Below are 19,209 nucleotides of genomic sequence, written 5' to 3'. Positions count from 1 at the left end.
GCGGAACCCACAGGCGCGGGACGGGGACCCGGTCAGGCGGCCTGACCGGCCTCCACCTCGTCGAGGCGCTTGCCCTTGGGGATCAGCAGCACCAGCAGGGCGGCGACCGTGACCACACCGGCGGACAGCAGGAATCCGTTGGTGTATCCGTCGTCGCCGTAGAACTCGGTCCCCTTCAGTACCGTGCCGTCCCTGGCCAGGATCACGAAGGCCACCTGCATGAGCAGCCCCTGCACGACGCCCTGTGCCATGCCCTGGGCGCCGTTGGCCAGTGCCTGCTCCTCCGGTTCGACCGATTCGATGATCATGACGGGGATCATCGAGACGACCATGCCCATGCCCACCGCGCTGAAGACGCCGATCGCGATGAACTGACCGACGGTGTGGTGAAACTGGGAGGTGAGGGCGAATCCGAGGGCCACCAGTGCGCCGCCGGTGCCCAGCAGCAGGCGTGAGTCGACGCGACGGGCGAGTGTTCCCGTCGCCACGGCGGCCCCGATGATCAGAATGCTGCCGGGCGCGGCGACCCAGGCGGCCTTGGTCGCGGTCCAGCCCAGGCCACCGGAGACGCCCGGGATGTTCGGCATCAGGGTGAGCAGGTTCGTCACGACGCCCCCGCCGTAGACCGCGCCCAGGACGAGTCCCGTGGCCAGGAACGTCGTCCACACCCGGCGACGCCCGAGCAGGGATATGGGGAACATGGGGTGGGCGACCCTGCTCTCGACCCACAGGAAGGCGAGCACGGCCACGATCCCGCCGGCTGTGCAGCCCAGCGTGCGACCGCTGGTCCAGCCCCAGCCCGACGCCTCTCCGATGCCGTAGACGATGACGGTGAGGCCGCCACCCAGCAGCACGCCGCCGGCCCAGTCCATACGGGTGCGTTCCTCGCGCACCGGGCTCTCGGGGACGAAGGCCAGCAGCAGCACCAGGGCCAGCGCGGTGCCCGCCACCAGGAACCACAGCGCGGCCCGGAAGCCGTGGTCGTCAAGGAGCCAGCCGGACAGGAAGGGCCCGCCCAGAGCGACCAGGCCGACGCCACCGCCGAGGAATCCGCTGGCCGGGCCCACCAGACGGCGCGGGAACACGTCCCGGGTCAGCGCGTAGACCAGCGGGACGGAGGCGCTGTAGAAGCCCGCGATCCCGCGGCCGACGAGCAGGGTCTCGTAGTTCGTGGCCAGGGCGGCGATCAGGTCACCGACCAGGCCGAGCACGGTGATGACGACCATGACGCGCTTCTTGCCGTACATCGCGGCGGCCTTCACCACGAAGGGCGTGGCGAACACGCCGCCCAGCAGACCGATCTGGCTGAACCAGGCGATCTTGGTGGTCTGAAAGTGGATGGCGATGGCGGACTGGGCGTTCCCGGAGATCAGACCGACCAGGCCGGTCAGCTGGGAGGCCCAGAGCAACACGATCAGCATCAGCGCGTACCGCGCGCCGAAGCCGGATTTCCCGGCTTCCTCTTCCCTGTGCTGCGACTCGACGTTGAGTGACATCCGCTACCCCGGCTTCCGTATACGGATGGAGCCCTTGTGCTCCCAGGGCGCAGGCTAGCTCTTAATTTTTTGGAGTGATAGATTTTCGACACGGAAACATTCCGGCTCCCGACCGGACCCGCGCCGCCGAAGGGATCTCGCCCATGCAGCAGCCCGACCCCGCCGCTCTCTCCCTGGAGGACAAGGCGTCCCTGCTGGCGGGAGGGGACTTCTGGTCCACCCGGCCGCTCGACGAGGCGGGGGTGCCCGCGGTCGTACTGACCGACGGTCCGCACGGGATCCGCCGCCAGCGGGCCGACGCCGATCACCTGGGCTTCCACGCGAGCGAGCCGGCCACCTGTTTCCCGCCGGCCGTCGCCGTCGGGTCCAGCTGGGACAGTGAACTCGCCGCAAAAGTCGGCGAGTTGGTGGGCCGGGAAGCTCGTGCGCTGGGCGTCGGCGTGGTCCTGGGCCCCAGCGTGAACATCAAGCGGTCCCCGCTGTGCGGTCGCAACTTCGAGTACTACTCCGAGGATCCGCTGCTGTCAGGTGTGCTGGGAGCGGCCTTCGTGCGGGCCCTGCAGAGCCAGGGGGTGGGCGCGACCGTCAAGCACTTCGCGGCCAACAACCAGGAGACGGGCCGGATGCGCGTCAGCTCGGACGTCGACGAGCGCACCCTGCGCGAGATCTACCTGCCGGCGTTCGAGCGGATCGTCACCGAGGCACGTCCGGCCGCCGTCATGGCCGCCTACAACCGCGTCAACGGCGTCCCGGCCTCGGAGAACCACTGGCTGCTGACTGAAGTCCTGCGTGAGGAGTGGGGATTCGAGGGCGTCGTCGTCTCGGACTGGGGTGCGGTCGGCGACCGGGTGGCCGCGCTGGCCGCCGGACTCGACCTGCAGATGCCCGGCCCGGACGCCGCCAACGACGCGGCGATCGTCCGGGCGGTGCGCGAGGGCGTCCTGGACGAGGCCGTGGTCGACGCGAGCGCCCGCCGGGTGCTCGGGCTCACCGGACTGGCCGGCAACTCCGCCGAAACAGCGGTCCCCGCCGAACACCACGCGCTGGCACGCGAGTTGGCCGCCGACTGTGTCGTCCTGCTGAAGAACGACAACGCCGCGCTGCCGCTCGCGGAGCACTCGCGCGTCGCCGTCATCGGGGAGTTCGCCACGGTTCCCGCGTTCCAGGGCGACGGCAGTTCACGCATCAACGCCACCCGGGTCGACACCCCGTTGGATGCTCTCCGGGAACTCGGCGGAACCGTCACCTACGCGGCCGGCTTCGCGAGCGACGGAACCCTGGATCCCGAGGAGTCACGCGAGGAGGCCGTACGCGTGGCCCGGGAGGCCGACACCGCTGTCGTCTTCGTCGGGCTGCGCGGCGAGACCGAGGGCACCGACCGTGAGCACCTCGAACTCCCCGCCGAGCAGCGGGAACTCGTGCGCGCGGTCGCCACCGTCGCGCCGCGCACCGTGGTCGTCCTGACCACCGGCGGTGTGGTGTCCCTGGAGGAGTGGCACGACGACGCCGACGCCATCGTGGCGGGCTGGCTGCTCGGCCAGGCCGGCGGCGGGGCCCTCGCGGACGTGCTCTCCGGCGCCGTGAACCCCTCCGGCCACCTGGCCGAGAGCGTTCCGCTCCGCCTGGAGGACACCCCCAGCTATCTCACGTTCCCCGGCGAGGCGGGTCATGTCCGGTACGGCGAGGGCGTGATGGTGGGCTACCGGCACTACGAGAGCGTCGGCCGCGCGGTCCGCTATCCCTTCGGGCACGGGCTGAGCTACACCACGTTCCGCACCGACAACCTGTCCGTCGACGTCACCGGGGACGACAGCGCCACGGTCCGGGTCACCGTGACCAACACCGGCGACCGGGCCGGAAAGCACGTCGTCCAAGTCTACGTCGCCACCACCGCGGGACCGGTCCGGCGCCCGGCCCGTGAACTGCGCGCGTTCACCAAGGTCGCACTGCGTCCCGGGGAGTCCCGTACCGTCGAACTCCCCCTGGAACGCCGCGCGTTCGCCTACTACGACATCGAGCAGGGTCGTTGGACGGTCGCCTCCGGCGCGTACACGGTCCAGGTCGGCGAGAACGCCTCCCGTGTCGTCGCCGAACAGAGCGTCACGCTCGCCGGCGACGCCGATGGCACCGTCCTGTCCCTCGACTCCTCCCTCGGTGAATGGCTCGCCCACCCGGTCGCCGGTCCGCTGCTCCAGCAGGCGCTCGACGCCGGGGCGACCGAGGAACAGCGGCAGCAGTCGGAGGCCAACAGCGGTCTCATCCACATGGTCGCGTCCATTCCTGCGCGCCAGTTCCTCCACTTTCCCGGAATGTCCCTCTCCATCGACGACCTGGCCAGGATCCTGGAGACGACGACCCGATGACACACAACTCCCGCCTGCACCCCGGCTTCCTCTGGGGAGCGGCGACCGCCCCCACCCAGGTCGAGGGCAACAACATCAACAGCGACTGTACGAATGGGGCCACTGGGAGCCCACGTTCGGGCGCATCGGCATGACGACGACCGAGAGCGATCCAGGGAGGCGCGCAGTGACGTCAACTGACGGAAACCGACCGTTACTTCGGCTTCCGGCCCGGGACATCCCCGTGCCCACGTCGGTGAGCCGGGAGGCGCAGGCCGCGATCGTGCGCGGGATGGCCGCGACGGCCACGCGCTATCCGGAACCCGACGACCTCGACGGCTGGCGGGCGCTTGCCGCCGCGACGGACGAGGCCGTACGGGGAATGGTCGGCGCGCTCCCGGCCCTCGGAGGTGAGGAGGAGCGCATCGACCTGGGCGGTCTCCCGGTGCATGCGATCGCCCCGGCGGGGCTTGCGCCCGACGATCGCAGGGTCTACCTCGACGTCCACGGCGGCGCCTGGATCTCGGGAAAGGGTGAGGTCTGCCGCGTCCGGGGCGCCCTGACCGCGAGGTCGGTGGGGGCCCGGGTGTGGGCGGTCGACTACCGGATGCCGCCCGACCATCGCTACCCGGCGGCACTCGACGACTGCCTCACCGTCTACCGGGCGTTGCTGGAAGAGCGCCGCCCCGAGGAGATCGTCGTCGGGGGAAGCTCGGCGGGCGGCAATCTCGCCGCCGCCCTGATGCTGCGGGCCCGGGACGAGGGGCTGCCGCTCCCGGCCGCGCTGGTGCTGAGCACCCCGGCCGTCGACCTCACCGAGTCGGGCGACACCTGGCGGACCAACCTCGGCCTCGACCCCGTACTGACCGGCAGCCTCATGCCGGCCATCCGGTTGTACGCCGACGGCCACGACCTGCGCGACCCGTACCTCTCCCCGCTCTTCGGCGACTTCACCAATGGATTCCCGCCGACCGTCCTCGCCAGCGGCACCCGCGACCTGCTGCTGTCGGACACGGTCCGGATGCACCGGGCGCTGCGCGCCGCCGGCGTCGAGGCCGAGTTGCACGTCTTCGAGGCCGCGGGGCACGGCATGTTCCTGGGGAACACACCGGAGGACAAGGACAAGGCCCGTGAGATCCGCCGGTTCGCCGAGAGGGAGTGGGCCCGCGCGGCCCTGTGAGCCCGCGAAGGGTTCGTCGCGGACGACCGCGAGTGTCCCTTCCACGCGACGAGGCCGGCGGCGGAGGCGGTGTTCACCACGGACCCGCCGCCGGTGCGCGGCATCGGGCGTCGTCGCCCCGCGGTCATCCCCGGTTCGGGCTCCGGGGATCGGCGACGAGCGCGTCGATCTCGGCGAACCAGTGCGCGCGTACGTCCGCGCCGTCGCCTTCGGGGAACCAGGCATGCTCCAGCGAACGTTTCGCGGCGGCGCCCAGCTGCTCGTTCGACCACTGAAGCGCGTTGGCCATGAGCGCGTAGTCCTGTGCGAGGTCGGTGTGGAACAGCTCCGGGTCGTCGGTGCCGAGCAGCATCGGTACGCCGCTGTCGTCCAGGATGCGATAGGCGTCGACGTACCCGGTCCCGGAGACCAGTCCGCCGAGCGCGTACCCGGTGGGCGTGAACGTCATCGGCGTACGGGCGGCCTTGAGGCGGCGCAGGACGTCCGGGTCGTCGACGCCCATCCAGCCGTGGTCGATGCGGTCGAGGCCAAGGTCGAGCGCCGCCGCGACATCCTCGATCAGGTCGGCGTGGCCGGTGAGCCGGTAGCCCTCGGACCGGGCCCGCTCGTAGGCAGGCGCGAGGGCCTCGAACGGGACGGTCTGGTGGTCGCCGTCGTTGCCGTAGCCGAGGATCGGCACGCCCTTGTCGCGCAGTCCGGCGGTCTGCTCGACCATGTCGAGCGCGCCCTGTGGTCCGCCGAAGCGGTGCAGCTCGATGACGATGCCGCCGGTGAGCCCGAGTTCGCCACGGGCGACGCGGAACGCCTCACCGACCGCGCCCAGCAGCACGTCGGGTTCCATGCCTATCTCGTCCCGGTGCAGATCCGGGGTGCACAGCAGCTCCAGGTGGCGGACACCGCGGTTGTACGCACCGGCGATCATGCGCAGCACGCCGTCGGTGACCAGTCCCTCGTCGCCCCAGAGCCGGACCGCCTTGTCCAGGTCGTCGAAGAACTTCCCGAGGCTGCGCACGTCGTAGGCGGCGTCCGCCTCGGCCCGGGACAGGCCGGATCCGGTGGCCCGTCTGTGCAGCCTGGCCAGTTCGGCCGGAGCGAGCGAGCCCACCTGGTGCATGTGCAGCTCCGCCTTGGGCAGCCGCCGGGCCAGCACGACCCGCTCCTCCGCGCGGGCCATCGGCGGGAACTCGTCGGTGGCGTTCGGGTCGCCGGATGAGGGCATGGTCGTACCTCCTGGATCGAAGCGCGCCGGCCGGCAGCGCAAGGGGACCGGTCTCGTCGGCGGGCATACCACCGACGAGACCGGTCTCGGTTACAGCGGGTCGGGACGTCAGCCGGCTGCGGCGGTCACCCTGGCCGCCTCGCGCGGGGCGTGGGGGTTCTTCCGGCCGGCCCGGGAGCCCTTCAGCTTCGCCAGGATGTGGTCCTTGACCGTGATCGGCTCGTAGAACGCCTTCTCCCCATCGGCGACGAAGGACGGCAGGGGCGCGACGACGGCGTCCGCGTTCCCGTCGTGGAAGAACGCGGCCGAGCGGCGGCGCTTGATGGTTCCGTTCACGACGGGCGGCGTGACCCGGTGCAGTGTGGACATCCATGTGTCGTTCGTCAGCCGGGCCGCCACATCGCCGAGGTTGACGAGGAGGGCGCCGTCGGCGGGCTGGACGTCGTGCCACGCGTTGTCGCTGCCGAGTACCTGGAGGCCTTCGACCTGGTCGGCCCAGAGGACGGTCAGCAGACCGAAGTCGGTGTGCTCGCTCATGCCGGTGAGTTCGGCGCCGAGCTCGATCTCCCCGGGCGGCAGGGCGTAGTTGTTCATGCGGAGCACGTCGATCGAGTGGTCGGTGAGACCCTCGATGAGTGACCGCTCCACGCCGAGGGCGTCCGCGACGACCTGGGTGAGGGTGCGGGCGACACGCCGGGCCTCGGCGTAGTAGGCCTCGACCTGTCCCTGGAACGACGTCGGCGCGGTGGGCCACACCGTGGCCGGGTAGTCCTCGTCGGACACGTGGGCGTCCAGGTACTCGGCGGCGGAGGTCCCGACGTTGAACGCCTCGAAGAAGTCGTTCATACGGGTCACGGGGTCGAGGCCGACGCTGTAGCTGAGGGACTCGCTCTTGGGCGGGCTGTAGCCGCGGTTCTCGCCCGACGGGCGGACCCACCGCTTCTTCGACTCCAGGGGAAGCGCGAAGAACCCGTCGATGGCGTCGGCGAGTCCGTCGAGGATCTCGTCCGCGACTCCGTGGCCGACGACCTGGATGAATCCCACGGTGCGGCAGGCGTGGTCGAGTCGGCGCGCGACCTCTGCCCTGTCGGCGTCGGACCCGTCACGCACGTACGGGCTGATGTCGATGGCAGGGACGCTGAACTCGGATGACATGGAGACCCCTTGGACTGTTGAGGTGGAGCGGCATCCGGCAACTCCGGTGGCACAGAGACAGGACGGCAGGCTCCGGCCGGTCGCTTGCGGCGACCGGACGGGCGAGCGGGACCCTCGGCCTTCCGGGCGGGCGAACCCTCGACCGCCCGCCGGCACCGGCAACCCACGAAGGTTGGATCAGCGCTGACCGGGCCGGGAACCGGTGATCAGGCGGCAGTCGCCGGTCGCGCCCCGCTGTGTGTGAGCTCGGTGAGCAGCGTTCGCTCGTTGTGGGTGAACTGCTCGGTCTCCATGAAGTCCAGGCTGCGCGGACGCGCCTCGGGCTGATCGAGCACCATGCGCACCTCGGCCGGCCGGTTCGAGAGGACGTAGACACGGTCGGACAGCATGAGCGCCTCGGGGACGTCATGGGTGATGAGGATGGTCGACTGGCCCAGTTCGGCGCAGATCTGGGAGAGCCAGAGCTGCAGTTCCGTGCGGGTGAGGTAGTCGAGTGCGCCGAAGGGCTCGTCGAGCAGCAGGATCGGCCGTTCCAGGACCATGGTCCGCAGCAGCGCGACGCGCTGCCGCATGCCACCGGACAGCTCGAACGGGTAGGCGTCGGCGCAGCCGTCCAGCCGGAACGTGCCCAGCAGGTCGGACACCTTCTTGCGGGCGTCGGCCTTCGACATCCCGCCGAGCGTCAGGCCGAGTGCCGCGTTGTCCTGGGCGGTCAGCCACGGCAGGAGCAGGTCCTTCTGCGGCATGTACGCCGAGTACGGTCCCCGGGTCGCCGCACCGTGGTAGGTGACGGACCCCTCGTCGGGCCGCAGGATTCCGGCGAGTATCTGGAACAGCGTGGACTTGCCGCAGCCGCTGGGGCCGATGACCGACACGAACTCACCGGGCGCGACGTCCAGGGAGACGTCGTTGATCACGGGGTTGCGGGTCTTGCGCGGGCCGGGGAAGGTCTTGGTCACGTTCTGGACCGAGAGCAGGGGGCTGGTTGTCATTCGGACCTCATCGCCTTCCGACGGCGCTCCCACGGCATCGCGAGAGATTCGAGCAGGTAGGTAAGGGAGAACAGCGTGAGGCTCACGGCGATGCTGATGATGGCCGCGGCCAGCACGAGATCGGTCCGGAGCATGTTCTTCTGTGTCGCCATGTAGATGCCGAGCCCGTTCACCGCTCCGACCGTCTCGGCGAAGATGGCCGCCAGGACGGCGAAGCTGGCGACGACGCGCAGGCCGGTGAAGAAGTACGGCAGCGAGGAGGGGACCTGAAGACGCAGGAACACCTTGACGCGGTTGGCTCCCAGCGACTTCATCAGTGTCGCCGCGTCAGGATCGGCCGACATGAATCCCTGTAGGAGGGCGATCGTCATGGGCAGCGCCGTGGTGATCACGATGAGCCCGATCTTCGGGCCCAGTCCGAATCCGAACCAGATCACGAAGAGCGGAGCCAGCACGATGATGGGGATGGACTGCGCGACGATCAGCAGCGGAAGAGTCGCGTTGCGCAGCAGCGGCACGAAACTGAGCAGCGTCGCCAGGGCCGCCGCTATGACGACCGACATGACGAGTCCCGCCACCGTCACCTGAAGGGTCGGGACCGTGTTCACCCACAACTGTTCACGGTCCGTCCAGGCGGACTCGGCGACGCGCATGGGCGAGGGCAGGACCGTGGGCTCGAAGTTCCCGACTTTCGCGGCGACCTGCCAGGCCACCACCGCCAGGACCACAGCCAGGGTCGGGGTGATCGTTCGGAAGAGCCGCGAGTCTCCCCATTCCCGACGAGCACGCTTCGCCTTGCGCGCAGAGGTGACGCTCACGGTCGGTGGCTGCCGAACAGCTGGACCGTTGCGTCCGCTTGCCTGGATCTCCGTCATCGCAGGATGTCCTTACTCAAAGGGGACCATGTCAACCACGCCCCAGCCGGGCGTCTCTCTGATGCCGGCGTTTGTGGAGTGGGGGAAGTTGGCTCGTGCCGCACGCCTCGGGATCCGAGACTCATTGCGTTTTCTTTCGCCAGCGCTGAGTGATGACATAAAACACCACCGTCGGCCATCTTGGCGAGGGGCTTGCGTTTCGAGCTTGTAAGGATTCCGACACGTTCGCCCGCGAGGTACGCGGCGGCGGCGAGCGGGGGGGTGGAGCGGAAGCGATCGGATGCGCGGGCCGACCCTGTTCGGACGGCGGTGCGGTGACGGACCCCGGTACCGATACGGGGAATCCGAGCGGCGGGTACGTGACAGAGTACGAAAGTACGTGTAATGGTACCCAAATGCGAATGGTAGTGGAGACCGACGTCCCGATGAACACACGGGACGGAGTCGTGCTGCGAGCCGACATCCATCGTCCCGACGACAACGCACGACACCCTGCGCTGCTGGTCAGGCTGCCGTACGACAAGTCGTCGCCGTATACGTCCGTGTACCTCGACCAGCGGATCGCCGTCAGCCGCGGCTATGTCGTGGTCATCCAGGACGTACGGGGCCGTGGCACCTCCGACGGTGAATGGGTGCCGTGGAAGCACGAGACCGAGGACGGCTTCGACGCCGTCGCCTGGGTGGCCGGGCAGGACTTCTGCGACGGCCGTGTCGCCATGTACGGCGGCAGTTATTTCGGACACACCCAGTGGCGGGCGGCCGCGTCGGGCGCCCCCGGACTGCGTGCGATCGCGCCCGGCATGACCTGGTCGGATCCGCTGGACGGCCCCCTGCGCCGCGGCGGCGTACCGGAACACGGGCTGAACGTGGTCTGGTCGCTGTCGACCGGCATGAGCGAGCTGATGCGCCGCGGCAAGGTCGCCGAGGCGATGGAGGCGGTGAGCCGGATCGACGCACTGGCCCGTGGCGGGTACGCGAGCTATCCGGCGGGCCGCATCCCGTGGCTGGAGGAGCTGGACGTCCCCGACATCGGCCTGCGCCGAGCCGACGCCGACCCCAAGACGGTGGCCGAGCTGGACGTCGTCTCCGTCATCGACGACATCCGCATTCCGGCCCTGCACGTGGGCGGCTGGTACGACATCTTCCTCCAGGGGACCCTCGACAACTTCACGCGCCAGCGCGAACTGGGCATCGCCGGCCATCTCATCGTCGGCCCCTGGACACACGGCACGGACTTCGGTTCGCAGAACGGAGAGGTGAACTTCGGCCTCGCCGGCGGCGGACAGTCCATGGGCCTCACCTCGTCCCTGACGGCGGAGCACCTCGACTTCTTCGACGCGGTCCTCGACGACAAGCCCCTGGACCGGGCACCGGTCAGGCTGTTCGTCATGGGGCGCGACGAGTGGCGGGACGAGGAGAGCTGGCCGCTCGCCCGGGCGGTGACCACCCGGCTGGAGCTGGGTGCCGCCGACCGCGCCGTCCTGCGTGGCCCCGGGGATTCCTCGGCCGATGAGGACGCGGACAGCGGATCGCCGGCGGTCGCGGCGCTCACGTTCGAGGCGTCCGGGCCGGTACAGACGGTGGGCGGCAACACCGCGATGCACGAGAAGTTTCCCTGGGGTGCGTGGGACCAGCGCGGCGTCGAGTGCCGGGACGACGTGCTCGTGTTCACCACCGATCCGCTGGACGAGCCGCTGGAGATCACCGGCCGGGTCCGGGCCCACCTCCGGGTACGGCCGGGAGCGGAGGTCTCGGACTGGGTGGTCCGCGTGTGCGACGTCCGCCCGGACGGCAAGTCGATCAACCTGGTCGACGGGGTGCGCCGGGTGGAGTCCGCCGACGGCCAGGCCGACGCGTCGGGCGAGCGGACCGTGACCGTCGACCTGTGGTCGACCAGCATCGAGCTCGCGGCCGGACACCGACTGCGCGTGCACGTGGCCCACAGCAACTTCCCGCGCTGGGGCCTGAGCCAGGAGGACGGCTCGTTCACCAGCGACGTCCTGCTCGGTACGGGCGACAGCTGGATCGAACTCCCGGTGATCCCTCCGACGGTGTGACACTGCCGATGGTGGCGTTGTACGGACTGGATCTGGAGCTGTACGGACTGGATGAGGAGTGAGCCGTGTCGGACACCGTTTCCACAGTCGCCGAGCAAGGGGAGCTTGCCGGGCGGACTCTGGGCGACGGCGGATCGGTGTTCGCGGGCATCCCGTTCGCCGAGGCGCCGGTCGGGCCGGGGCGGCTGCGTCCGCCGCAGCCGCCCCGGCCGTGGGAGGGCGTGCGCGACGCCACCACCTTCGGCGCATCGCCCGCGCAGAACCCCGATCCGTGGTCGCCCCCTGACGCCGTACACGACGAGGACTGCCTGCACCTGAACGTCTGGACACCGGACGTCCACGGCCGCAGACCGGTGCTGGTGTGGATCTACGGCGGCGCCTTCGAGTCCGGCAGCGCGGTGCCGCCGGGCACCGACGGGCAGTGGCTGATGCGGGGCGGCGACGCCGTCGTGGTCAGCTTCAACTACCGCGTCGGTGCCCTGGGCTTCCTGGATCTGACCGGCATCGGTGGCGATGGCTGGTCCGGCTCGGTCAACCTGGGGCTTCAGGACCAGGTCGCCGCGCTGCGCTGGGTACGCCGGAACATCGCGCGGTTCGGCGGCGACCCGGACAACGTCTGCGTCTTCGGCGGCTCGGCGGGGGCGAGCTCCGTCGGCTGCCTGCTGGCCATGCCCGCCGCCCGAGGCCTGTTCCGGCGGGCGATGCTGATGAGCCCGCCCGTCGCCCGGATCTACGCTCCGGCCACGGCACGCCGACTGGCCGCCGACCTGCTCGACACCGTCGGCGTCCACCGCCCCGAGCAGCTCGTCGACGTACCGGTCGAGGAGATCCTGGCCGCCCAGGCGAAGCTCTTCCCCGCCGACATGGGGGCGCGAGCCCTGCCCGGCGGACGTTCCTGGGGACCGGTCCTGGACGGCTCCGTACTCCCGCGCACGCCGGTGCAGGCCGCCGAGACCGGCGACACCGCCGACGTACCCCTGCTCATCGGCGCGAACCGCGACGAGATGCTGGCGGCCGAGGCGTTCGGGCCACCCGACGCCACTCCGCCCACCGAAGGCGCGTTGTACGACGAGATCGCCGGCGCGGTCGGAGAGGCAGCGGCCCGAGGCCTGCTCGACGCCTACCGTGCGGCCGAGCCCGATGCCACCACCACGCGGCTGCGCCTGCGCTTCCTCGGCGACCACCTCTACCGCGTCCCGGCCGCCCGCCTGGCCGAGGCCCACACCCGCGCCGGGGGCACCGCGCACCGCTATCTCTTCGCCGCCGACCTGCCGAGCCTCGGACCGTCACACGGCATGGAGATGGCCCTGGTGTTCGGCAACCACGACAGCGACGACAACCCGCTGGCTCCGCTGTACCGGCAGTGGCCCGGCTCGGCGGCTCTCGGCCAGCGGATGATGACCGCCTGGAGCGCCTTCGCCCGCACCGGCGACCCGGGCTGGGCCCCGCACACGCCCGGCAGCGCCGACGTCCAGGTGTTCGGCGCCAACGGCCCCGTCGCCGAACCGCCTCCCGCCACCGCCGCGTCCTGGCGGCTCGCCGAGCACCCGCCGACCGTCCCCGACGGACAGCGGACACCCGGTACCGCTCGGTGCTGATCGCTGATCGCTGATCGCCGAGGGACTACGACGTCACCTGGGCTCGATCCCGTCGACCGTGGCGTCGGAGGCGATGGCGTCCGCGGTCAGTTGTCGCGCGGCGGCGGGAACGGCCTGCTCCAGCTCTTCGCGCTTACGGAGAAACAGCGACCGCGGAGCCGTGACCGACAGGGCGGCCAGGGCCCGGCCCTTCGAGTCGAGGACCGGGGCGGCCAGGCAGCAGACCTCTTCGAGGATCTCCCCCAGGTCGAGGGCGAAGCCGTCCGTGCGCACGCTCTCGATCTGCTGGCGCAGAGCGCCGAAGTCCGTCGTCGTGTACCGCGTGTAGGAGACCGGGACCACCGTCCGCAGATACTGCTCGACCTCATCGGGGTCCCGGTAGGCCAGGACGGCCTTGCCCAGCGCCGTGCAGTAGGCGGGCAGGGTGGTGCCGGGCTTGGCCTCTATACGGAACATCTGCCGCGACGGCACCGTCTCGGCGTAGACCACGTTGCCGTTCGACAGGACACCCAGGTGCACGGTCTCGTGGAAGCGGTCGTTGAGGTCGAGCAGGTACGGCCGGGCGATCTCGGGCAGCTTCGTCCGCGGCCGGATCCCGTTGGCGATGGCGATGAACCGGATGGACAGCCGGTAGCGCCGCGACTCGGCGTTCTGCTCGACGAAGCCGCTGTCCAGCAGGGTGACGAGCAGCCGGTCGACGGCGGGCTTGGAGACTCCTAGCTCACGCGACAGTTCCGACACCCCTGCCTCGCCGAGGGTGTCGAGCTTCTCGATGAGCCGCATCGCGTTGGCGACCGAGGCGATCTTGCGCTCTTCCCGGGATTCGGACGGCGCCTGGAAGCCGGTCCACCCCTCGATCGATCGTGCCGACTGCTCCGACGCCACTGGACCCTCACTCTTCGCATCGCGGTTCACCGATTCACATCCCGAACCATCGTACGTGGCCGACTTCGCGGAGTGAGGGCCTACTGACGTGCCTGCGCCGTGACACGGTCCCGCTCATCCGTCGATGGTCGCGATCGCCTCCACTTCGAAGAGGATTCCGCTCACCAGCACGGCACCCAGCGTGGTGCGTGCCGGGTAGGGCTGCGGGAACCTGCGTGCGTAGATGGCCTCGAAATCTGCGAACTGGGACAGGTCTGCCAGGTAGCAGGTGGCCTTGAGAACACGGTCCAGTCCGCTTCCCGACCGCAGCAGGACGCTCTCCAGATTGTCGATGGCCTGCTCGACCTGGGCTTCGAAGCCCTCGACCAGCCGCCCCGTCGCCGGGTCCAGGCCCACCTGGCCGGCGGTGAAGACGGTCGGCGTCCCGATGGCGGCGGCGGAGAGGGAGACGGGGATGGCGGGTTCGTTCGCGACGAAGACGTTGGCGCGGTCGTTCATGGTGCGGTTCCTCACGTGGTCCGGGTACCGGCTGCCGGTACCCGAGTCGGGGTGATCGGGGTGGTGTGGGTGGTCGGGGGTCGGTGGTGTTCGCGGAGCGCCCGGTCGGTCACCGCAACCGGGTCGGCGAGAGTTCTCTCAACGTGTCCCCCAGGGAAGCGAGTTCCTCGGCCTCCGCGATTCCGAGCAGGTCGGCGGCTGCGAGCTGTGACATGGCCGGAGCAAGCTGCATTCCGTACCCGCCCTGTGCCGCGTACCAGAAGAACGACTCGTCGGCGCTGTCCGCGCCGACGACCGGAAGTCCGTCGGCGACGAAGGTGCGCAGGCCCGCCCACGGGGACGAGATGCCGCGGATCCTCAGCACGGTGGCTTCGTTCAGGTCGTCGATCGCTCGCGCGATCTCCAGTTCGTCCGGCTTGGCGTCGGACGGCGGCTGCAGCGTCTCCTCGGCGGGTGAGCACGCGAACATCTCGCCCTGGGGCATGAAGTGCCAGGAGTGGTCGAGGCTGCCGGTGAGCGGGATGCCCCGGGCCCGCACTCCTGCGGGCGCCTTGACCATGAAGGCGGACCGGCGCAGCGGCCTGATCCCGACCGGGCTCACCCCGAAGACGGCCGCGACCTCGTCGGCCCAGGCGCCGGCGGCGTTGACGACGGACTTGGCGGTGTACGTGGTTCCGGAGGCGTCGGTGACGACCCACGCTCCGTTCTCCCTGCGCGCGTCCACCACCCTGGCGCCCTTGTGGATCGCGCCGCCGTTCGCCCTGAGTCCTCGGATGTAGCCCTGCTGGAGCTCGTTGACGTCGATCTCCGTGGTCGCGGGATCGAACATGCCCAGCTCGGAGTGGCCGGGCGCCAGCACCGGGTTGATCTCAAGGACCTCCGCCGCCGGGACGAGCCGGGCCTGCGGGGCGTTGTCGAGCACGGACGCGTGGAGGTCGACGAGGTCGTCCCCCTCCCCCTGGCCGGCGACCAGGAGCAGCCCCAGGGGGCTGAACAGCGGGGAGTCCACCCGGGTCGGCGGATCCTCGAAGAAGGGCCGGCTCGCCTGCGTCAGGGCGCGTACGGCCGTGGGGCCGTAGCTCTCCACGAAGGTGGCCAGTGAGCGACCCGACGTGTGGTAGGCCAGCGCCGATTCCATCTCCAGCAGCATCACCGGCACATATCGCGAGAGTTCGTAGGCGATGGACACTCCGGAGATGCCCCCGCCCATGACGAGGACGGCCGCGCGGTTCACGGGGCCTCCGAGGACGCGGACGAGGGCGGGCGGACGGGCTGGTCGTCGGGTACGGCGTCGTCACTCATCGGGGCTGCCCGCCTTGCTCGTCGGAGCTGCCGCCTTCGTCGCCAGCTCCCGCAAGCCCACCGGGACCGAGTAGGCGATACCCGCCTCGGCGGCGACTCGCTCGACGGACCGGAAGTAGTCGGTCAGGTGACGGACCTTGACGAACTCGTAGCCGCGTACGAGGTCGGGGGCGTCGGCCAACTCCTGGACGCCGGCGGTGTTGTGTTCCGAGAGGGACGACATGGCCAGGCCCATCATCTCGACGTACTCCTCGACGAGCGCGCGCTCGATGCGGCGGACCTTCGCCGGTCCGAAGGGGTCGAGCGGCGTGCCGCGCAGACCGCGCATCGACCGCAGCAGGACGAACGCCGGGGTGAACCAGGGGCCGAGTTTCAGCTTCCGTTTCATGCCCAGCGCGCGCAGGACCGGCGGGTGGAGGTTCCAGGACACCTTGGCGCCGGCGCCGAACTCCGCTGTCACGGCCTGCCTGGCCGAGTCGAGCAGCAGGAGCCGCGCCACCTCGTACTCGTCCTTGTAGGCCATCAGCTTGTACAGGCCCCGCGCATAGCGCGGTGTGATCGTCGTCGGACCGGCTCCGTTCGACGATCGCTCGGCCTGGAGCACCTCGGCGACCAGGGTCAGATAGCGCTGGGCGTAGCCGGGGTTCTGGTAGCCGCGCAGGTCCTCCGCACGGCCGAGGACCAGATCGCGCAGCGCCGGTTCGTCCGTGAACGGCGTCAGCATCGACGTCAGTGCGGGGTCCTCGACTCCCCCGCCCGTGGGGCGCGGTGCGAGGCCGAGGTCGGCGATCAGTGCGGGGCGGGCCACGGCGACTCGGCCCCAGCCGAACGCCTTGAGGTTGTCCTCCACCGCGACACCGCTGTCCCGGAACGCCTGCAGCAGGGACTTCTCGGTGAACGGCAGGGCGCCCGCCTGGTACGCGGCGCCGATGAGCAGCGCGTTGGCGCTGCGCTGGTGTCCGAACACCGCGTCGCAGGCCGCGGCGACGTCGATGAACGCGCCCGCGTCGGGACGCGAGAGGGACCTGAGCCGGTCGATGAGGAGTTCCTTCGGCGGCAGCGGGATCGACGGGTCGATCGCCATGTCACCGGTGGGTTCCAGCGAGCTCGACGCGACGACGACCGTCCGGTCGACGCCGAGCGGATCCAGCAGTCCCGGGGCCATCGCGCCCAGCATGTCGAAGCCCAGGAACAGGTCAGCCTCGCCGGGGCCGACGACCGCCGCGGGCTGCGGTGAGCCGTGGGCGTAGACCTGGATCTGGGAGACGACCCGCCCCGCCTTGATGCTGGGTCCCGGCAGGTCGAGGCTGCGCACCTCGAAGCCGTCGGAGGCCGCGGCCCTGGCCAGGATGGCGTTCGCCGACACCACTCCGGTGCCGCCGATGCCGGTCATGTGGGCGGTGAAGCCGTCGCGCGGCACGAGCACCGAGGGGCTGGGCACGTCCGGGGGTTCGGGCGAGGTGCGCTTCGCCTTCTTCGCCTTTTTGACGTCGACCGTCAGGAACGAGGGGCAGTCGCCCTTGGCGCAGGTGAAGTCGAGGTTGCACGACGACTGGTGGATCTTGGTCTTGCGGCCGTACTCGGTCTCCACCGGCTGCACGCTCAGGCACTGGGACTTGGCGTTGCAGTCGCCGCATCCCTCGCAGACCCGCTCGCTCACCATGATCCGCTGGGTGGGCTTGGGCAGTTCGCCCCGGCTCCAGCGGCGCCGGCGTTCGGCGGCGCACTCCTGGTCGTGGATCAGCACCGTCACGCCGCTGATCGTGGCCAGCTTCTCCTGTGCCTCGATCAGCCGGTCCCGGTGCCACACCTCGGTGCCCGGGGCGAGGTCCCGCCTGCGGTGCCGCCTCGGTTCGTCGGTCGTGACGATGATCTTGCGTACGCCCTCGGCGCGCAGGGAGTGGGTGAGTGCGGGGACGCCCATGCTGCCCTTGACGGCCTGTCCGCCCGTCATCCCCACGGCGCTGTTGTAGAGGATCTTGTAAGTGATGTTGACGTCGCTGGCCGTGGCGAGGCGGAGCGCCAGGCTCCCGGAGTGGTGGTAGGTGCCGTCACCGATGTTCTGCAAGATGTGCTGTACGCCCGTGAAGGGTGCCTGGCCGACCCACTGGGCACCCTCTCCGCCCATCTGCGTGAAGCCGGTCTGGTTGCCGTACTCCTCCCGGTTCACCAGCAGGCTCATGATGTGGCAGCCGATGCCCGCGCCCACGACGGCGCCCTCGGGAGCCCGCAGCGAGACGTTGTGCGGGCAGCCGGAGCAGAAGAACGGGGCGCGCGCGGTCTCCAACGGCAGCACGGGCAGCAGGCCGTTGAGGGTCGGGCGGGCGGCGGGCGCCTCGACGACACCGTGCTTCGCCAGCTGGCCGCCCAGGACCCTCGTGATGAGGTCGGGGCCGAACTCGCCGTAGCCCGGGAAGAGTTCGGTGCCGTCCGTATCGGTCTTGCCCAGCACGGCGGGCGCGTCGGTCCGCCCGTACAGCGTGTCCTTCAACGCCAGTTCGAGCAGGGGGCGCTTCTCCTCGATCACGATGATCCGGTCGAGTCCGTCCGTGAAGCGCAGCCACTCGGCCCGGCCGATGGGGTAGAGCGCCGCGACCTTCTTGATCCGCAGCGGGGTCGTCGCCAGGGTGTCGTCGTCGAGTCCGAGGTTCGTCAGCGCCCGGCGGAGGTCGTAGTACGTCTTGCCGGGGGCGACGACGCCGATGCGGGCGTCGGTCCCCTCGACCACGATCGGGTTGAGGTCGTTGATGTCGATGTACTGCTCGGCGAGCTGCCTGCGCCCGCCCAGCATGTCCTTCTCGGCCTCCCGCATCGGCGGGCCCGGGTCGTTGGCGCGCAGCACCGGGTGGAAGGGCTTGCCGCCGATGGACACGGCGGGCTCGTGGAAGGTCAGCCGGGCCGGGTCCGTGTCCACGGTTCCCGAGCCGTCGGCGATCGCGGTGACCATCTTGAAGCCCACCCAGAGCCCGGCCGCGCGGGACAGGGCGTAGCCGTGGTGGCCGAGGTCCAGGATCTCCTGCACGGTTCCGGGGTAGAGGACCGGCATCGCGAACGCCTGGAAGAGGAAGGTGCTGTCGGACGGGTAGTTGGTGGCGTTGGCGTTGGGGTCGTCGCCGGCCAGGACCAGGACGCCGCCGTGCGGGTGCGCCCCCCGGATGTTGCCGTGCCGCAGGGCGTCGGCGGCCCGGTCCACGCCCGGGGCCTTGCCGTACCAGAGGCCGAAGACGCCGTCGACCTTCGGGTCGGGGAGGGTCGGGACCGTCTGGGCGCCCCACACGGCGGTCGCGGCGAGTTCCTCGTTCAGGCCGGGCGACTGGTGGACCCCGGCCTTTTCGAGCCGGCCCGCGTTCCGCTCCAGCAGACTCTGCAGTCCGCCCACGGGGGATCCGGGGTATCCGGTCGCGAATCCTCCGGTCCGCAGGCCACGCCGACGATCGAGCTCTGCCTGCTCGACGAGGAGCCGGACGACGGCCTCCATCGCCGTGAGTCTCTCCAGCGGGCGATCGTTGACCGGGTCCTGGCGCTCGGGCGCGGCTACGGCTGTATCCGTGTCGAAGGTCATGGCCACCTGTTCAGGCCTTTCCGATGGACTGCTCATCCGGACCGCTCA

13 protein-coding genes are annotated in these 19,209 nt (G+C 70.3%); 4 read left to right on the top strand and 9 right to left on the bottom strand.

What is annotated here, in order from left to right:
* Positions 1-32: 32 nt before the first annotated feature.
* Positions 33-1,496 carry an MFS transporter gene (locus tag ACH4YP_RS23180; RefSeq protein ID WP_398492181.1) on the bottom strand — a complete coding sequence of 488 codons (1,464 nt, stop codon included), beginning with the start codon at positions 1,494-1,496 and terminating at the stop codon, positions 33-35.
* A gap of 143 nt (positions 1,497-1,639) precedes the next feature.
* Between ACH4YP_RS23180 and ACH4YP_RS23175 the strand changes: the two genes are divergently transcribed.
* Both ACH4YP_RS23175 and ACH4YP_RS23170 read left to right on the top strand, forming a co-directional pair.
* Positions 1,640-3,859, top strand: coding sequence for a glycoside hydrolase family 3 C-terminal domain-containing protein (locus tag ACH4YP_RS23175; protein WP_398492179.1), 2,220 nt, complete (start codon positions 1,640-1,642; stop codon positions 3,857-3,859).
* 223 nt (positions 3,860-4,082) lie between these two features.
* A complete protein-coding gene (locus tag ACH4YP_RS23170) occupies positions 4,083-5,018 on the top strand; it encodes an alpha/beta hydrolase (RefSeq protein ID WP_398492177.1) in 936 nt (311 codons plus the stop codon).
* Between the two features lie 124 nt (positions 5,019-5,142).
* On the opposite strand, the gene ACH4YP_RS23165 is transcribed toward ACH4YP_RS23170, so the two are convergent.
* The 4 genes from ACH4YP_RS23165 to ACH4YP_RS23150 form a co-directional block, all read right to left on the bottom strand.
* Positions 5,143-6,237: a hypothetical protein gene (locus ACH4YP_RS23165; RefSeq protein ID WP_361068514.1), complete on the bottom strand. Its 1,095-nt coding sequence runs from the start codon at positions 6,235-6,237 to the stop codon at positions 5,143-5,145.
* Between the two features lie 108 nt (positions 6,238-6,345).
* Positions 6,346-7,392, bottom strand: a complete 1,047-nt coding sequence (locus tag ACH4YP_RS23160; protein WP_361065298.1) for a 2-oxoglutarate and iron-dependent oxygenase domain-containing protein — start codon at positions 7,390-7,392, stop codon at positions 6,346-6,348.
* Positions 7,393-7,598: 206 nt separating this feature from the next.
* Positions 7,599-8,384, bottom strand: coding sequence for an ABC transporter ATP-binding protein (locus ACH4YP_RS23155; RefSeq protein ID WP_361065301.1), 786 nt, complete (start codon positions 8,382-8,384; stop codon positions 7,599-7,601).
* On the bottom strand, positions 8,381-9,202 hold the full coding sequence (locus ACH4YP_RS23150) for an ABC transporter permease (protein WP_361065304.1): 822 nt from the start codon (positions 9,200-9,202) through the stop codon (positions 8,381-8,383). The genes ACH4YP_RS23155 and ACH4YP_RS23150 overlap by 4 nt, the downstream gene beginning before the upstream one ends.
* Before the next feature lie 452 nt (positions 9,203-9,654).
* Here ACH4YP_RS23150 and ACH4YP_RS23145 point away from each other — a divergent pair, with 452 nt between their 5' ends.
* Both ACH4YP_RS23145 and ACH4YP_RS23140 read left to right on the top strand, forming a co-directional pair.
* Complete coding sequence (locus ACH4YP_RS23145; protein ID WP_361065307.1) at positions 9,655-11,316, top strand: CocE/NonD family hydrolase; 1,662 nt, start codon at positions 9,655-9,657, stop codon at positions 11,314-11,316.
* A 65-nt stretch (positions 11,317-11,381) separates the two neighbouring features.
* Entirely contained in the window at positions 11,382-12,914 is a 1,533-nt protein-coding gene (locus ACH4YP_RS23140) for a carboxylesterase/lipase family protein (RefSeq protein ID WP_398492174.1), read from the top strand.
* Between the two features lie 33 nt (positions 12,915-12,947).
* On the opposite strand, the gene ACH4YP_RS23135 is transcribed toward ACH4YP_RS23140, so the two are convergent.
* The 4 genes from ACH4YP_RS23135 to ACH4YP_RS23120 form a co-directional block, all read right to left on the bottom strand.
* Entirely contained in the window at positions 12,948-13,799 is an 852-nt protein-coding gene (locus tag ACH4YP_RS23135; protein WP_361065313.1) for an IclR family transcriptional regulator, read from the bottom strand.
* Positions 13,800-13,913: 114 nt separating this feature from the next.
* Positions 13,914-14,297 carry a RidA family protein gene (locus tag ACH4YP_RS23130; protein ID WP_361065315.1) on the bottom strand — a complete coding sequence of 128 codons (384 nt, stop codon included), beginning with the start codon at positions 14,295-14,297 and terminating at the stop codon, positions 13,914-13,916.
* A 109-nt stretch (positions 14,298-14,406) separates the two neighbouring features.
* Positions 14,407-15,531, bottom strand: coding sequence for an NAD(P)/FAD-dependent oxidoreductase (locus ACH4YP_RS23125; protein WP_398492171.1), 1,125 nt, complete (start codon positions 15,529-15,531; stop codon positions 14,407-14,409).
* Positions 15,532-15,591: 60 nt separating this feature from the next.
* The gene (locus ACH4YP_RS23120; protein WP_398492169.1) at positions 15,592-19,161 is read right to left on the bottom strand and encodes an indolepyruvate ferredoxin oxidoreductase family protein; all 3,570 of its coding nucleotides are present in this window, start codon (positions 19,159-19,161) and stop codon (positions 15,592-15,594) included.
* Positions 19,162-19,209 lie beyond the last annotated feature (48 nt).

Source organism: Streptomyces sp. NPDC020747 (genome assembly GCF_044334695.1).
GTDB lineage: Bacteria > Actinomycetota > Actinomycetes > Streptomycetales > Streptomycetaceae > Streptomyces.
This window is presented reverse-complemented; position numbering and strand designations above follow the sequence as displayed.

What these genes read in the sequence shown, in the direction of transcription:
- ACH4YP_RS23180 (WP_398492181.1), bottom strand. Translation starts at nt 1,496, where the DNA reads ATGTCACTCAACGTCGAGTCGCAGCACAGGGAAGAGGAAGCCGGGAAA.
- ACH4YP_RS23175 (WP_398492179.1), top strand. Translation starts at nt 1,640, where the DNA reads ATGCAGCAGCCCGACCCCGCCGCTCTCTCCCTGGAGGACAAGGCGTCC.
- ACH4YP_RS23165 (WP_361068514.1), bottom strand. Translation starts at nt 6,237, where the DNA reads ATGCCCTCATCCGGCGACCCGAACGCCACCGACGAGTTCCCGCCGATG.
- ACH4YP_RS23160 (WP_361065298.1), bottom strand. Translation starts at nt 7,392, where the DNA reads ATGTCATCCGAGTTCAGCGTCCCTGCCATCGACATCAGCCCGTACGTG.
- ACH4YP_RS23155 (WP_361065301.1), bottom strand. Translation starts at nt 8,384, where the DNA reads ATGACAACCAGCCCCCTGCTCTCGGTCCAGAACGTGACCAAGACCTTC.
- ACH4YP_RS23145 (WP_361065307.1), top strand. Translation starts at nt 9,655, where the DNA reads ATGCGAATGGTAGTGGAGACCGACGTCCCGATGAACACACGGGACGGA.
- ACH4YP_RS23130 (WP_361065315.1), bottom strand. Translation starts at nt 14,297, where the DNA reads ATGAACGACCGCGCCAACGTCTTCGTCGCGAACGAACCCGCCATCCCC.
- ACH4YP_RS23120 (WP_398492169.1), bottom strand. Translation starts at nt 19,161, where the DNA reads ATGACCTTCGACACGGATACAGCCGTAGCCGCGCCCGAGCGCCAGGAC.